This is a genomic window from Candidatus Izemoplasma sp. (genome assembly GCA_036172455.1).
Taxonomy (GTDB): Bacteria; Bacillota_I; Bacilli_A; order Izemoplasmatales; family Izemoplasmataceae; genus JAIPGF01.
This window is the reverse complement of record JAXKVY010000003.1, coordinates 77,303-91,459: the sequence shown is the minus strand read 5'-3', so window position 1 is coordinate 91,459 and position 14,157 is coordinate 77,303. Positions and strand designations below refer to the sequence as shown.

Below are 14,157 nucleotides of genomic sequence, written 5' to 3'. Positions count from 1 at the left end.
ATAATCAATGTGTGCATACATAAAATTATTTTTAACATAACGAAATATTTTATCGATTTATTCCATTTGAAATTCACATGACATGTATCAATCACTACTGAATCCATTTCAAATGGTGTTTCATTTCTAGATTATAACAATACTAGATCTCACCCATATAAAAAAATAGCGCTAATTTTAGCGCTATTTTTTAGTTTTCTTAATGATCCCCATAATCGTATTATAGTGATTAAGGCCTTCCTTTTTCTCTTGATTTTCCCTATATTTCTCAACCAACTCAGTATACTCTTTAGTGAATTTCACTAATTCTTTCTCATTGAGATAGAGCGAATTTTGATGAAGTGTACCCTCATCTTCTGTGTTAGTTTCGTTATTAATTAGGTGATCTTGTCTTGCATATACATCATCTTTGAATTCTTCTAGAATCTCTGAAATCATTTTTGAGATGTAGTTCAACTGCCTCCGTTTATTCAATTGTGTCCCTGAAGGTAACTCAACTCGAAACTCATTATAAGGCATTCTATAGTACTTTGCATTGATACCATTAATGATTTCAATGTGATCAAGCTCTATTAACTCAATTTTCAGTAACTTTTTTACATGATAATGTACTTTAGCTGGGACTTCTCCTAAACTGTCTGCCACCTGTTTAACAGTCATTGGGGAATCACTTTCTCTGAATGTTTCAATAATTTTCATGCGATAAGGATCTGTAAAAATCTTTAGTTCTTCATCTGTTTTAATAATACGTAGTTTGTTTTCCATAATGCCACCTCATATATAGTATATCATACATGACAGGGCTTTACTTATTTTTTGAAATTTCTCTTTTAGTTTTGTACTCGTTTGTATCTCTTTCAAAGTCATAAGATGTATATACTAACATGATGTCACCTCCTTTTATTAACGTTAAATATTTTTTATCGTCAATTATATTTTAATGCTGTTTTTACGATTTGTCAATAGTTTCGTTAAAATTTTTTTATCGTTTTTTAAAAAAATAAAAAAAGGCCTTAGATAAGACCTTTTAAGCCATAATTTTTTTAATTCTGAGATGCATTCATCAATGTATTCAATGTTGCCTATTAATGTGATTCGTGTTTTATCATTTTTTGTATTAAACTTCATATCAATATTATTATGTTGGTTGCTGATGCGCATCAACATCATTTTGGTACTCTCAATTTGTGACTTTGAGAGGTTTTCAATATCAAACATGCTTAACATACGGTGGGCCTCCTTCTTTTCATAATTTCCTTCAATAAATCGTTTTACCTTTTGTTAGCTAAGGAGCTAATTTGTGATGAAAAGTCAATATTATCAAAAAGTTGTTTGACGTCTTCTTCTTGAAAACGCCATTCTTTTCCTATTTTATCACCATTTAGTTTCCCTTGTTTTAAGTATCTTCTAATTGTCCGTTCTGATAATCTTGTGATTTCCATAATGTCTTTAAGTGTATAGTATGGTTTCATGTGATCACGTATAATTAAACGATCGTATTTGTGGTTTAATTATGTCTCCTTTCCTATTTTTGTTTATAGCACTCTTACTGAGTGACATAATATATTAACCCTGTGGATTTGTCTCTTTTTGATTATACCGCATCAATCAGTGCAAGTATTTGTGATGACTCAAACCACAGTTTAATTTGTTCAATTTTAATCGTTAGTTAAGTTAAGCTTAAGCTTTGGTTTGCGTGATTAAACGAGTAAAAAACAGTGCCACCTCTAATATCAACATACATGCCATTACATGTCAATATTATTTTGTCATTCAATGTCATGTTAAATGTGCTATACTATTATTAGGTGATGACATGAGTAAGTACCAAGATTTTTGGCAATGGTTTATGACTATACATGAAGATGTTTATAAGAATATTGAAGAAAAAGCTGAAACTTATGTACCTTTAATAGATGATGAATTGAAAAAGGTACATCCAGATCTCGTCTTTGAAATTAGTGAGATACTTAATAAACATTATCGGCAATTTATCATTTCTGCGGATGGAATGGCTGATGCATTTAAGGATGCATTTAAACTTAAGGATGCATTTAAGGGTCTTCCTAAATGGGAAATAGTTGCTTTAAGACAACGAGAACACACCAATCAACATCATGTAGAACTCAGTGGTTTAAAATTAGGTTATGAGGATATCTTTTTTCAATCTAAACAGGATGAAAATGGCATTTATTTAGATATTTATATAGCAGGTTATGATCATCAAGATAACCGGTATGTTCACGCTTATTTTTTACTTCTTGACTCCTTAATAGGTGAGTATGATGCGGTAATGATCATAAAGGATACCAACATACTTAAACAACCAAAACTTAATATGAAGCCATTTCTAGCACTTAGGAAGCAAGTTGATGAATATAAAAATCACTATGCCAAGGCATAGTGATTTATTTATTATGTACTACTAACTTAAAAACCATGAAATCCCAAACCCTTTATTTCCAACATGTATCGTTAGTACTGGGCCAAGCAAATCTGTCATGCGTATCTTTGCTTCAGGAAATTCTTTAGAAATAACATCTTTTAAAGCTTCTGCACGGGTTTTAGAATATGTGTGCGTTATTGTAATATGCAATGTTTTATTCGGGTCATATGATGATTTGATATCATTTATCATGATGTCATATACTTTCTTATATGTTCTTTTACTTTGGTAAAGTTTTAACCTACCCTCAATTGTCTTAATAATAGGTTTTACCCTTAAAACACTACCAATTAAAGCTTTTGCTACTGTTAAGCGCCCACCTTTTACTAATGAAAATAGATTTTCAACCGTAAATAATAGTTCTGCTGACTCAATAGCAACTTCCATCCTATCTTTTATTTCAACAGCAGTCAAATCTTGCTTAATTAAATCAATCAGATGATACGTTAGCATTTCATTTCCATAAGCTGCTTGAAGTGTATCAAAACAAATAACTCGATTAGGATCATCTAACATGTCTCGAGCAAGTAAAGCTGCTTGATATGTCCCACTTAAATTTTTCGAGATTCCTATAAAAAAGATTGTGTCTACACCTTGTTCTAACAAATCATTATACGCTTTCAAAAAAGCGCCTGGTGCTGGTTGACTAGTTTTGAAACTAGCACCTTGCTTTCTTTTATCAATTATATATTCACGAGATATATCAACTTCTTTAAATGATTGACCATCATCACTCGTTACCATTAATGATACGACTCTAATATTATGTGCTTCTAAGACATCTTTCGGTAGATATGTTGTACTATCTAACAAGATTCGATAATTAGGCATTATAACCCCTCCAAAGTTTAAATCCAACGAGAATTATTATACCATAAGTCGTATTTATAAACAATTCCATTTAAAAAAATAACATGGCAAAGCATGTTATTTTTGATTTTTAAGAATTTTAATTGCGCACAAACCATCTGTGCCACTTTTAAAATAAGCATTGTTCGTTTCAATCATGTAATCATATACCTTTTTAACATATTCCTTGTCTGTAATTACCTTTACATCAAGTTTTTCAAACTTCTCTGAATCAATATTGAAGGAAATAAATAAAAATCCATGTTTTTTAATATAGCGTACCTTCTCAGATCCTTCTCTTGACAATACAACGACATCTCCATCGTAAACCACGTAGTGCATTAAATCTTTGTAATCATCATGTTCGAATTTAATTAGACATTTTTTATTCATTGAACTACTCCTTTCAGGTTATATTTAAATTATACAACAAAACAGTATAGTTTGCATTCGAAATACCTACATAAGATTGCATATGATACCCAAGTATAGTACAATTATCATATTAGGAGGATGTGAAACTATGATAAATCTAGCTACGGTTGTTATACTCGTCTTTTCATTTACGTCATCAATATATTTTAATTATCAACGACGTTTAGAAGCTGATATTAATGATTTCCCTTCGGATTCCATTGTAGATGGACTGTTAACTTTCATTGTATTATACGCTTTGTTTTTACAAGGATACATTGCTAAAACATATGTTGTCTTGGCTCTTATCTTTGCTTTACTGGCTGTTGGTTATATCCGTTTCATTAATGAAAATGCTTTTCATAAATATGACGAATTGTTGGAAACCACAAGAAATAATGTGATTTTATTCTTAAGAACTTTAGGGCTTTTTTTTGTACTTCTTACAGTATTCCGTTTTCAACATGCTGTATTACAGATTATTCTAAGTGTAACTATTGTATTATTACTTAATTATATGACTTATTATTATCAAGATAATATAGCCAACTTCTTTGAAAAGATAAAACTACAGTTTTCTATTGCCTCTTATGGTACTTTTGCTGTTATTTGGATTATTGGTGGCATTATAATCGCGCAGTTTGTTTTTTTAAATTATCCGTTCTCACAGCTCAAAGATACTATTAACCTAAATGATAATGTTCCTTATTTTCGATATGAAGATTATAGTCCAACTATAATTAATAACCAAGAATTTAGTGTAAGTAAGGAATGGGTATTTGATTATGAGGATATTGTTTTAGATAATATTAGCCATTTTTATGAGACCGATGAGTATATTCTTTTCTATGATGGTAGGATTGCCAATAAGGATCATTTTTATAGTTTGAATAAGTCTACAGGTGAACTAGAAAGTTTTTATTATAAAGACGATAGTATAGCCTCTGTATTTGTGAATAATGACACTGTTAACAGTCAAATTTTTTATAGTGTAGATGACGAGATTATCATGTTTGGAAATATTGGAATATGGCAATTCAATAAAACGCGTAATACCATAACAAATATCAGCAATATTACCAGTGCTACCTTAGATCAAAATGTATTTATCAAAGACGATAATCTTCACTATTTTATGGAGACAGACGCTAACTCAGTAGATATCTATCAGTACGGAAATAACACATTCAATTTTCTTGAGAGCCTAGACTTAGATAGTCTTAACTTTGAAGGATTAACTACTATAAATAATACATTGTTCTATGAAACAGCTGAAAAATATGTTTTATATAATGATACAACACTTCAATTTGAAAAAACCACTCAGGTTGTCTCTTATTCACCATCAATTGAAACGATGTATAGCGCAAATTATAAAGAGGTGTCTAACGAAACAATTTTTACAGTTCAAACAAGAAATGACCGGTTTACAAAAACCGTTAAAGGCAAACAAAATTGGATACCTTTAAGCGCCAATGGATATGGTTATTTTGTAACTGTTGAGGAGTTTGATCACGTGAGTGTCATTGACTCAACTAATAAGCATATTGCTTATGTTGATTTATATGAGCCTAAACGCTTCTTCCCAGAGTTGATCGATTATGAAAAAGACCTCATCCATATATATACAACTGAGGCTGGTATTCGTTATCTTAAGGCAGAAACAGTTGAAGCGTCTAGTTTTATTATAGGCTCAGTTGAATATCGTTCTGTAATGATGCCTTTTACAATTTATGGTAGTATGAGTTTTACCCACTTATTCATCTGTTTAACAGGATTAATCATACCGTTTTCTGATATTCGAAAAGAGGTTACTGAAGTAAGTTTTCAAGCAATGTTAAAGAAAAAGACTAAAAAGGATGAATATGATGATTTTACTTAATTTTACAAGAGGATTTTTTATGGCACTTGCCGATAGTATTCCAGGTGTTTCTGGAGGAACAATTGCTTTTATTATGGGATTCTATGATCAATTAATTCAATCCGTTGATGATCTCATTCATGGCAACAAACAAGAACGTCTTAAAGCCATAAAGTTTATTAGTAAATTAGCAGTTGGTTGGGGTGTAGGCATAATATTAAGTGTGCTATTTATCGCTTCTATTTTCGAGAGTCATATCTATCAAATTTCATCACTATTCCTCGGTTTAATTCTTGCGGCAATACCTTTAATCATTAAACAAGAAAAAGTTGTGCTCAAAAATAATTATGTTCATGTTATATTTTCACTTATCGGTATCTTAGTCGTTGTGTTGATTAGTTACTTTAATCCTTTTGTACAATCAGGGTCTTCAGTTAACTTAGAACTCACTTCGAATATACAATATCTATACATCTTATTTGCTGGCATGATTGCGATAAGTGCTATGATACTACCCGGTATTTCAGGATCAACTGTATTGTTAATCCTCGGATTATATCAGTTAATTATCTCTAGTATTGATCAATTTCTACGCTTCAATTTTACTGTCTTACCGATATTAATTTTCTTTGGTATTGGGGTGTTATTAGGGATATTAATAACGATACGATTAGTTAATTATGCTTTAATACATTACCGTTCTCAAACCATTCATACAATTGTCGGATTAATGATTGGATCACTCTTCGCAGTTGTTGTTGGTCCAATGACCATTGATCCTTTGATGGACCCTCTCCGCATCAGCAACTTCAGTATTATCTATTTCATTTTTGGCGGAGTACTCATTTTCGGCCTTGAATACATGCGAAATAAACTCGAAAAAAATTAAGGACGCCAGTCCTTATTTTTTTGACTTATATTTATCTATAAGGTATAATTATTAAGTAGTTAAACTATTTTATGGAGGGCACTATGGAAGAAAAATATGATTTTTATTTTGAGTTTATTGAAGACATTCTAAATGACTTAAAGCACTATGAAGAAAATGCATTACACATATTAACCAAAGAGAATGTGTCATTAAATGAAGCGCGGATTCTGTATGTCATTGATGACTTAAAACAAGAGAACAATAACCTGTCAAGTCAGATAGCTATGCGAATGGATACAACACGTTCAGCGGTGAGTATAGCACTTAAAGCCCTCGAAAAGAAACAATTGATTTTCAGGGCAACAGACCCGAACGATCGTCGTTGTGTGTATGTTGAGTTAACAAAACGTGGTAGCGATGTGTTGGCTCATTATACAAAAGTACATAATGAAACCATGCAAAAAGCATTCGACGTATTTGATGATGAAGATGAAAAAACATTGACTTTGTTAACAACTATTCTTAGAAATCAAATGAAGTCATTGGTTGAGTAGTGGTACTATGAAAGAATCTTTAAATATCATCATACCCTTAATCAAGGTAACAGATGGATTAATTACTGTTGATGTTTTTAATGAGACCACCCATACCTATGAGGCACTATCACCCAAACAGTATATTCCCTATATTAAAAAAGCCATTCAAAATGGCAAAACTTTCACATATACCAACCATCATTCATTCTCGCTTCACCTGTATACATATAGCGAATCCTACCAAGTATGTATTATAGGACGGTTTAACGACAAAACAAATATTGCCTTGTTTGATCTTTTCTCAGCTTTAAAAGAAGCTCGGGTTATCGAAGAACATATTACTATTTTTAATAAAATATTTGATGCCATCCCTGAATACGTAGCTTATAAAACAGTCGATGGTGTGTTTCAGTTTGTAACAAATGATATTAATCAGTTATATAAAGATCGCTTCGATTCAATTATCGGTGAAAATGTAAAAGATGTATATTCCCCTCAAAGTATACAAGATATTGAGAAACTTGATCAGGAAGTCTATCAAAAACATGCGGCTGTTAAACGTACGATTGAAGTTGAGACAGACTTTGGTACAAAAACGTTTGATAGTACACGCGTTCCCGTTTATGACCAATTTGATAATCCCCAAGGTGTAATTTCTATTAATCGCGATGTCACTAATGAAAAGGCTATGAAGGAGACCTTGAACATCACATATGATATCCAGTCAAAAATTATAGATATTGCGAGTTCCTTTATCAGTGTCCTTCATAATGACTATGATACAATTATTAATCAAGCATTAAAGCAGATTGGAAGTGTTATTCAAGCCGATCGTGTATACATATTTAAATATGAGTTTGAACAAAATATAATGGTTAACACCTATGAATGGTGTAATGTTGGTGTAGTACCGGAAATAGACCAACTACAAAATGTACCGATAACAGACTATTTAGAAGACTGGGTACTTAACCATACTCAACATAAAAATATCATCATCAGTGACGTAGAGAGTTTAGACCATGAATCAGCACTATACGACATCCTTTCAAAGCAAGATATCAAGTCGTTATTTACGATGCCGATATTCATTGATGAATCATGTTATGGATTTATCGGATTTGATTCAGTGATTCAACAACGTTCATGGGAAGACTACCCAAATATATTAGACATTCTTCCTAATTTGTTTGGCAACTTATTTAGTCGTAATCAAATGTTACATGAAATAAAAGATGCAAAAGAACTGGCATCAAACACTCAACAATTTTACACTAATCTTTTAAAGTATACGCATCAAGAACTTAAGAGTAAACTAAATAGTTTATCAATGGTTTTAGACAATGAATCAAATTATAAAAATAAAAAGTTTCCGCACGACATTCAACAAAAAGTCTCTGATATAGCACACACCATTGATCATACAGTTGGGTCATTTGAAATAAATATCCAAAGTGGTGCGTTTGAAAAACACCCATTAAATTTAGAACAACTCTGTGTCAGTGTTATTCGCGAACAACAGGCTAAACTTTCTAAGATGATCAATCTTGACTTTGATTATGATATCCAGTACATTTTTCAGTCTGATACACAAAAACTCCACCAAATGATGACACACCTACTTCAGCATATTGGATTATTCAGTGACTCACAATCTATTTCGCTTAAAACATCTATAATCGAAATTAAAGAACCTTATATTGAAGTACAGTTCACGTTAGAAAGTGAACGCCCAAGGATCCAGTTTGATGCTCCTCAGGACATACTTGATGCGTTTTATTCAGAAGATAATCATCGCGATCATTTACCTTTTGTTATCGCAAAGAAATTACTTGAGAAGTTCCAAGGTCATTTAGATATATTATCTACTCCTTATCACATTGCTTACTCCTACAACCTTACGTTATATATTAAGGAACCCATTCATTTAGATCCGATTAATGAACATGTTCTTTGCCTTTTTACAACGTCAAATGTCGATCTATCCCTTCACAAACTATTCACCACCGTGTTCACTCACGTCGATTGTATGACCTTTGAAGATGATTTAAGCACAGTAGACTCAAATAAATACAACCAGATATTTATCTATGTTAATGATCCAAGTGTGTTTTCTAACCATATCTCACGTTTTTCAAGTTCGTTATCATCAAACGTGCCTGTTACACTAATTTATTCAGAAGATAATTGGATTTATCATTCAAACAATGCGATTACATTCTATAATACCATTGCCTATCCATTTACATCGCAATATTTATACAATACGTACTCTCTAAAGAACACAAGTGGACCTAAAGAAAAACCGTCTAGTGGAGATGTTTTAGTTATTGATGATAATAAAGCTTCGCGTAAAACAATAACACGAGAACTCACAAAAATAGGCTATACTGTATTATCATTAGCATCTGGCATTGAGGCTTCAAAAATCACACAATTACAGGATATACACGTTGTACTTATAGATTACCATATGCCAGATTTAAACGGTCTAGAGACATATCATTTATTACAAAAGGTATTTCCAGATAATATTCAATATATTTTAATGACGGCATCTACAGAAATAGACTATACATCCCTTAGTGATTATTTTGACCATATTATTCATAAGCCGATAGACTTTTCTAGTCTACAACGTCTTCTAAATACACAAAACACTGAGAAAGAAATAAATAAAAAAGTATCTACTCGAATTTTCAATCAGGCCAAATTTAATAATGCGTATTCAAGCCAACACATGAAACAGACGATGTTAGAACAATTCTTAAATGACTATGACAATTACTTGGATCAGTTAGCGCTACTAATACAATCACCTACACATAAAGGTGTTGAAAAACTTCTTTCCCGTATTAAACGTTCCGCTAAACCACTATTTACTCAACGGCTGGTTGATTGTATAAAAGCGTTAAAAAATGAAATCAAAACAGAGCAAAAAAAGATATCAAAGACCTCATTAACGGAATTGAAGTATACTCTAAATGAGTCTTATAATGTATTAAACACTTACTACAAATCTATATAAAAAAAGCGGATCACTCCGCTTTTTTAATACCTTTTTTGTAATCTTCACACATATTCACAAAATACTGATGAATAATATGGTCTGAGGTAAGTTCTGGATGAAATGCGGTCACTAATTGATTTCCTTGTCTTGCCGCAATAATGTGGTCATCTAGGTTACTGAGCACTTCAACTTCTGGTCCGACTTGGGTAATATATGGCGCCCGTATGAATACAAATGGGATATTATCCGCTTGATCAAATTGACCTGTGCTGCGGAAACTACCTAATTGTCTACCATACGCATTTTTCCGTGCTGTAATGTTCATTGTTTGTAAGAAAGATTGCTTATAATTTTCAACATCATTTGCCAGTAAAATTAATCCTGCACATGTTCCAAAAACAGGTAATCCATTTTGAATGAGTTGCTTAATGGTGTCAACCATATTTAACTCAACAAGCAACTTATACATTGTTGTACTCTCACCACCTGGAATGATTAGTCCATCCATTGGTTGTTTAAGTCCATCTAATTTACGAATTTCAAATGAGTCTACTCCCAAATCTTTCAGTTTTTGTGCGTGTTCAATGAATGCTCCTTGAAGGGCTAAAATACCGATGTGCATAAATTATTCTCCACGTTTGGCCATCATTAAGTTGATTTCATCTTCATTAATGCCGACCATTGCTTCACCTAAATCCTCAGATAGTTCTGCTAACATTTTTGGATCATTATAGTTTGTTACTGCTTTAACAATTGCGCGTGCACGTTTTTCAGGATCACCTGATTTAAAGATACCCGATCCGACAAATACTCCCTCAGCCCCAAGTTGCATCATTAATGCTGCATCAGCTGGTGTAGCAACACCACCTGCTGCAAAGTTTACAACTGGTAATTTACCGTGGTCATAAACATACTGTAATGTTGGATATGCAACGCGTAACTCTTTCGCTTTTTCATACAATTCATCTTGACGTAGTGACTGTACAATGCGCATTTCCTTTTGAATTAAACGCATATGTGTGACTGCTTGAATAACATCGCCAGTTCCAGGTTCACCTTTTGTACGAATCATCGATGCACCTTCTTCAATACGACGCAATGCTTCACCTAGGTTTTTCGCACCGCAGACAAATGGTACTTCAAACTCAGTTTTATCAATATGGTAAACAGGATCTGCTGGTGATAATACTTCCGATTCATCAATATAATCAATCTCTAATGCTTCTAGAATGTGTGCTTCCATAAAATGACCGATACGTACTTTTGCCATAACTGGAATACTAACAGCTTCTTGAATTTCTTTAATCAATTTAGGGTCGCTCATTCTTGAAACCCCACCTGCAGCTCTAATATCTGCCGGAATACGCTCTAATGCCATGACAGCACAAGCCCCTGCTTCTTCAGCAATTTTCGCTTGTTCCTTATTGGTAACATCCATGATGACGCCACCCTTTAGCATCTGCGCTAGTTCTTTATTTAATTGATAACGATCTTTACTCATGATAATCACTCCTTTTTATGTGAGTTCATTATAACATGTAATCTGTCACTTTTAAATGGGCAGACATTTTAATTTTAAGATGGTCAGTTATATTTATTTTCATAAAAAAAGACAGTATATCTACTGTCTAAAATCGTACTTTAAATTTACGGTATGTTGTCTCCTCTTTTATGTCTTCACTTTCAAAATCATATATCTCTCCAGGAGACTGTGATCTAAGTGTTTCTTCAAACTGATTGAGTGTTTTCTGATCAGCCTGGGCAATACATTCAACCTTTCCATTAGAAAGGTTCTTCACGCTTCCTTTCACGCCTAGTCTTCTGGCTGTTTGTCGTACGAAAAAGCGCATCCCAACACCTTGCACTCTACCTGTAAGCAAATATTTTTTCGTCATATTTCTCACCTCTAATTAATATCGTCTTTAATCACTTTTAACCGATTGCGATGTTCTTTATATTGTGTTTGTGTGTTTGTTTTAGATGAATTTAATCTAAGTATTCTTCATATACGTCCTCATCAAAATCGACGTGTATATAGTTATTCAGTAGTTGTTTTCCTTTTTCTCGACTTTTATTAAACGCCTGCTTATCTTTCTGGATTTTACCTTTTTCTACATCACTTTCGTATTGATCATCCATAATACCCTCTACCAATAGTATATCATTATCATCTATCTTTTCAACATTTGAGCGTATTAAGCGTGACTCTCTTACCGTCTTTGAGTATAATAAGTACAGGTGATATGGATGACAATTGATACAAACTATTTAAAACAAGCCATTTTCAGTAAACTTACTATTTTACCTTTCTTAGTACCAGGAATCTTGACAAGTATATTTTTGATCGTGTTTGATATTTCGTTTTATCCAATCTTATTTGTGGTTGTTGTTGCTGGGTTAGTAAAGGCATATCCTTTTTTAGTTCGAGGGTATCCTTTTCAGAAAAAGATGATATTTGGTCTAGCCATTGATATTGGATTAGCCATTATGTTAGTGTATTATCATCCAGTATGGATGTGGATTGTTGTTGCTATTTTAATCCTTTTAATGATTGTAATAAGAGCTCTATTTGATACTGTAGCATATTCACAGTTGTCAAATAGTTTAAATGATGTTTAAGCGACATTCAAAGAGCCAATTTTTAGGCTCTTTTTTTTATGGCCTTGACAACATTGATAAAACATGATATATTAACAGTGTTAATTTTATGAACATTGTTAAAGGAGGGGTTATGAAAACACAACGAAAACAACGAAACAAACAGTATTTTATAGATGCAGCAAAAACAATTATTGAGCAAGAAGGGATAGAGAGTGTCAGTGCAAGGAAAGTTGCAGATATTGCTGGATTCAGCTATGCAACAATCTACAACTATTTTAAAGACATTGATTCCTTACTCACCTATACAGCGGTAGATTACCTTCAAAGTTGTCATGATGATATTATCAAGACAGTTAATTTAAAACAAGATAATCTAGCGGTTTTAATTGATTATGCCAAGGCATATTTCAACTATATGAACACTCATCCTAACTTATTTAAGCTTATTTTTATCAATCGGTTAGGTGATGTCCCCAAAGAGGTTGCTAAGGATTTAGTTCCTAAACCTGCCATCTTTATGCGCGAATTACTCGCGCGATGTGACCAATCACTATTTCAAACAAATCTGGATGATACGTTCGAATTACTCTCATCATCGATGCACGGTAAACTGCTTTTTATCATTCATAAACGCACGCATCTAAATTCAATGTATTATTTAAACCAAATAGAATCAGAAATTCGGCTTTTAACAGGCGGTAAATTATGAAAAAAATCATCTTAAGAGGAAGTCTTATATTCATATCATTGATTGTTATATTTGGTGTTATCATAACGATTACTCTATCATTAAATATGCGAGAAATACGAGCACTTCCAATAACTGATAAAACAATTTCATCATTAGAAGATGGTACCTATGATGGATCGTATTATTATCAAGAAGATCAACTAGGTGCCCACGTTGAAGTTACTATTAAAGATGGATTGATTATAGACATCAATCTGTTAGAACACATTACAACAAGAGGACAAGATGCAGAAGAAATCATCGATGACATAATCACCGAACAAAGAATTGATGTTGATGCGATTAGTGGCGCAACGACATCTTCACATGTAATCAAACTCGCAATTTCAGATGCATTGGAGGTGGAGTAAATGAAGACATTAATTATCTATGCTAGTAAGCATGGTACAACCAAACAATGTGCACAAATAATTCACAACAATCGCAAAGGAGATTTGCACCATATAAGAGAATGTGAAAATTTGAAACCAATCGACTATGATGTTATCTATATTGGTTCGCCTGTGTACGCCGGTCGAATTAATAAGAAAATTAAACAATGGATTGAGAGATATATAGATGACCTTAAAAACAAACAATCTATTGTCTTCTTATCGGGCATGAATCCTGATGGATTAGATGAAGTGATTCATCAAAATTTTTCAGATGACATTGCCAAAACATTACAGCTTGAGCATGTCGGAGGCGCATTTAAATTTGATGATATGAATATGTTTGAAAAATTCATTGTTAAAGTTGTAGCTAAAGAAACCTCATCAGTTGACAATGTAAACTATAATAAAGTAAAAGAATTGTAATAAAAAGAATCAAGAACATCA

17 protein-coding genes are annotated in these 14,157 nt (G+C 32.6%); 9 read left to right on the top strand and 8 right to left on the bottom strand.

Annotation, left to right across the window (positions count from 1 at the left end; genetic code table 11):
- Window positions 1-183: 183 nt before the first annotated feature.
- Together UMR38_05775 and UMR38_05770 are read right to left on the bottom strand one after the other, a co-directional pair.
- A complete protein-coding gene (locus UMR38_05775; GenBank protein ID MEC9485366.1) occupies window positions 184-765 on the bottom strand; it encodes a helix-turn-helix domain-containing protein in 582 nt (193 codons plus the stop codon).
- 506 nt (window positions 766-1,271) lie between these two features.
- Window positions 1,272-1,472 carry a helix-turn-helix domain-containing protein gene (locus UMR38_05770; protein MEC9485365.1) on the bottom strand — a complete coding sequence of 67 codons (201 nt, stop codon included), beginning with the start codon at window positions 1,470-1,472 and terminating at the stop codon, window positions 1,272-1,274.
- A gap of 344 nt (window positions 1,473-1,816) precedes the next feature.
- On the opposite strand from UMR38_05770, the gene UMR38_05765 reads away from it, so the two are divergent.
- A complete protein-coding gene (locus UMR38_05765; protein ID MEC9485364.1) occupies window positions 1,817-2,404 on the top strand; it encodes a hypothetical protein in 588 nt (195 codons plus the stop codon).
- Window positions 2,405-2,425: 21 nt separating this feature from the next.
- Here the strand turns inward: UMR38_05765 and UMR38_05760 are convergent, their stop codons facing one another.
- Both UMR38_05760 and UMR38_05755 read right to left on the bottom strand, forming a co-directional pair.
- Window positions 2,426-3,277, bottom strand: coding sequence for a DegV family protein (locus UMR38_05760; GenBank protein ID MEC9485363.1), 852 nt, complete (start codon window positions 3,275-3,277; stop codon window positions 2,426-2,428).
- A gap of 96 nt (window positions 3,278-3,373) precedes the next feature.
- On the bottom strand, window positions 3,374-3,688 hold the full coding sequence (locus UMR38_05755) for a hypothetical protein (protein MEC9485362.1): 315 nt from the start codon (window positions 3,686-3,688) through the stop codon (window positions 3,374-3,376).
- 130 nt (window positions 3,689-3,818) lie between these two features.
- Here UMR38_05755 and UMR38_05750 point away from each other — a divergent pair, with 130 nt between their 5' ends.
- The 4 genes from UMR38_05750 to UMR38_05735 all read left to right on the top strand — a co-directional run bounded on the left by UMR38_05750 (window position 3,819) and on the right by UMR38_05735 (window position 10,005).
- Window positions 3,819-5,591 carry a hypothetical protein gene (locus UMR38_05750; protein MEC9485361.1) on the top strand — a complete coding sequence of 591 codons (1,773 nt, stop codon included), beginning with the start codon at window positions 3,819-3,821 and terminating at the stop codon, window positions 5,589-5,591.
- Between the two features lie 19 nt (window positions 5,592-5,610).
- On the top strand, window positions 5,611-6,459 hold the full coding sequence (locus UMR38_05745; GenBank protein MEC9485360.1) for a DUF368 domain-containing protein: 849 nt from the start codon (window positions 5,611-5,613) through the stop codon (window positions 6,457-6,459).
- Window positions 6,460-6,542: 83 nt separating this feature from the next.
- Window positions 6,543-6,995, top strand: a complete 453-nt coding sequence (locus UMR38_05740; protein MEC9485359.1) for a MarR family transcriptional regulator — start codon at window positions 6,543-6,545, stop codon at window positions 6,993-6,995.
- 7 nt (window positions 6,996-7,002) lie between these two features.
- Window positions 7,003-10,005 (top strand): response regulator, encoded by a 3,003-nt coding sequence (locus UMR38_05735; GenBank protein MEC9485358.1) that lies wholly within the window; start codon window positions 7,003-7,005, stop codon window positions 10,003-10,005.
- 10 nt (window positions 10,006-10,015) lie between these two features.
- Here UMR38_05735 and pdxT read toward each other — a convergent pair whose 3' ends face one another.
- The 4 genes from pdxT to UMR38_05715 all read right to left on the bottom strand — a co-directional run bounded on the left by pdxT (window position 10,016) and on the right by UMR38_05715 (window position 12,126).
- Window positions 10,016-10,609, bottom strand: coding sequence for a pyridoxal 5'-phosphate synthase glutaminase subunit PdxT (gene pdxT, locus UMR38_05730; protein ID MEC9485357.1), 594 nt, complete (start codon window positions 10,607-10,609; stop codon window positions 10,016-10,018).
- A gap of 3 nt (window positions 10,610-10,612) precedes the next feature.
- Window positions 10,613-11,488, bottom strand: coding sequence for a pyridoxal 5'-phosphate synthase lyase subunit PdxS (gene pdxS, locus UMR38_05725; GenBank protein MEC9485356.1), 876 nt, complete (start codon window positions 11,486-11,488; stop codon window positions 10,613-10,615).
- Window positions 11,489-11,615: 127 nt separating this feature from the next.
- Complete coding sequence (locus tag UMR38_05720; protein ID MEC9485355.1) at window positions 11,616-11,882, bottom strand: acylphosphatase; 267 nt, start codon at window positions 11,880-11,882, stop codon at window positions 11,616-11,618.
- A gap of 91 nt (window positions 11,883-11,973) precedes the next feature.
- On the bottom strand, window positions 11,974-12,126 hold the full coding sequence (locus tag UMR38_05715; GenBank protein MEC9485354.1) for a hypothetical protein: 153 nt from the start codon (window positions 12,124-12,126) through the stop codon (window positions 11,974-11,976).
- Between the two features lie 108 nt (window positions 12,127-12,234).
- Here UMR38_05715 and UMR38_05710 point away from each other — a divergent pair, with 108 nt between their 5' ends.
- From UMR38_05710 to UMR38_05695, 4 genes are all read left to right on the top strand, one after another.
- Complete coding sequence (locus UMR38_05710) at window positions 12,235-12,606, top strand: hypothetical protein (protein MEC9485353.1); 372 nt, start codon at window positions 12,235-12,237, stop codon at window positions 12,604-12,606.
- A gap of 112 nt (window positions 12,607-12,718) precedes the next feature.
- Window positions 12,719-13,297: a TetR/AcrR family transcriptional regulator gene (locus UMR38_05705; GenBank protein ID MEC9485352.1), complete on the top strand. Its 579-nt coding sequence runs from the start codon at window positions 12,719-12,721 to the stop codon at window positions 13,295-13,297.
- Window positions 13,294-13,689, top strand: a complete 396-nt coding sequence (locus UMR38_05700) for an FMN-binding protein (GenBank protein MEC9485351.1) — start codon at window positions 13,294-13,296, stop codon at window positions 13,687-13,689. Before UMR38_05705 ends, UMR38_05700 begins: the two co-directional genes overlap by 4 nt.
- On the top strand, window positions 13,690-14,136 hold the full coding sequence (locus tag UMR38_05695) for a flavodoxin domain-containing protein (protein ID MEC9485350.1): 447 nt from the start codon (window positions 13,690-13,692) through the stop codon (window positions 14,134-14,136).
- Window positions 14,137-14,157 lie beyond the last annotated feature (21 nt).

What these genes read in the sequence shown, in the direction of transcription:
- UMR38_05775 (MEC9485366.1), bottom strand. Translation starts at nt 765, where the DNA reads ATGGAAAACAAACTACGTATTATTAAAACAGATGAAGAACTAAAGATT.
- UMR38_05770 (MEC9485365.1), bottom strand. Translation starts at nt 1,472, where the DNA reads ATGAAACCATACTATACACTTAAAGACATTATGGAAATCACAAGATTA.
- UMR38_05765 (MEC9485364.1), top strand. Translation starts at nt 1,817, where the DNA reads ATGAGTAAGTACCAAGATTTTTGGCAATGGTTTATGACTATACATGAA.
- UMR38_05760 (MEC9485363.1), bottom strand. Translation starts at nt 3,277, where the DNA reads ATGCCTAATTATCGAATCTTGTTAGATAGTACAACATATCTACCGAAA.
- UMR38_05755 (MEC9485362.1), bottom strand. Translation starts at nt 3,688, where the DNA reads ATGAATAAAAAATGTCTAATTAAATTCGAACATGATGATTACAAAGAT.
- UMR38_05750 (MEC9485361.1), top strand. Translation starts at nt 3,819, where the DNA reads ATGATAAATCTAGCTACGGTTGTTATACTCGTCTTTTCATTTACGTCA.
- UMR38_05745 (MEC9485360.1), top strand. Translation starts at nt 5,611, where the DNA reads ATGGCACTTGCCGATAGTATTCCAGGTGTTTCTGGAGGAACAATTGCT.
- UMR38_05740 (MEC9485359.1), top strand. Translation starts at nt 6,543, where the DNA reads ATGGAAGAAAAATATGATTTTTATTTTGAGTTTATTGAAGACATTCTA.
- UMR38_05735 (MEC9485358.1), top strand. Translation starts at nt 7,003, where the DNA reads ATGAAAGAATCTTTAAATATCATCATACCCTTAATCAAGGTAACAGAT.
- pdxT (MEC9485357.1), bottom strand. Translation starts at nt 10,609, where the DNA reads ATGCACATCGGTATTTTAGCCCTTCAAGGAGCATTCATTGAACACGCA.
- pdxS (MEC9485356.1), bottom strand. Translation starts at nt 11,488, where the DNA reads ATGAGTAAAGATCGTTATCAATTAAATAAAGAACTAGCGCAGATGCTA.
- UMR38_05720 (MEC9485355.1), bottom strand. Translation starts at nt 11,882, where the DNA reads ATGACGAAAAAATATTTGCTTACAGGTAGAGTGCAAGGTGTTGGGATG.
- UMR38_05715 (MEC9485354.1), bottom strand. Translation starts at nt 12,126, where the DNA reads ATGGATGATCAATACGAAAGTGATGTAGAAAAAGGTAAAATCCAGAAA.
- UMR38_05710 (MEC9485353.1), top strand. Translation starts at nt 12,235, where the DNA reads ATGACAATTGATACAAACTATTTAAAACAAGCCATTTTCAGTAAACTT.
- UMR38_05705 (MEC9485352.1), top strand. Translation starts at nt 12,719, where the DNA reads ATGAAAACACAACGAAAACAACGAAACAAACAGTATTTTATAGATGCA.
- UMR38_05700 (MEC9485351.1), top strand. Translation starts at nt 13,294, where the DNA reads ATGAAAAAAATCATCTTAAGAGGAAGTCTTATATTCATATCATTGATT.
- UMR38_05695 (MEC9485350.1), top strand. Translation starts at nt 13,690, where the DNA reads ATGAAGACATTAATTATCTATGCTAGTAAGCATGGTACAACCAAACAA.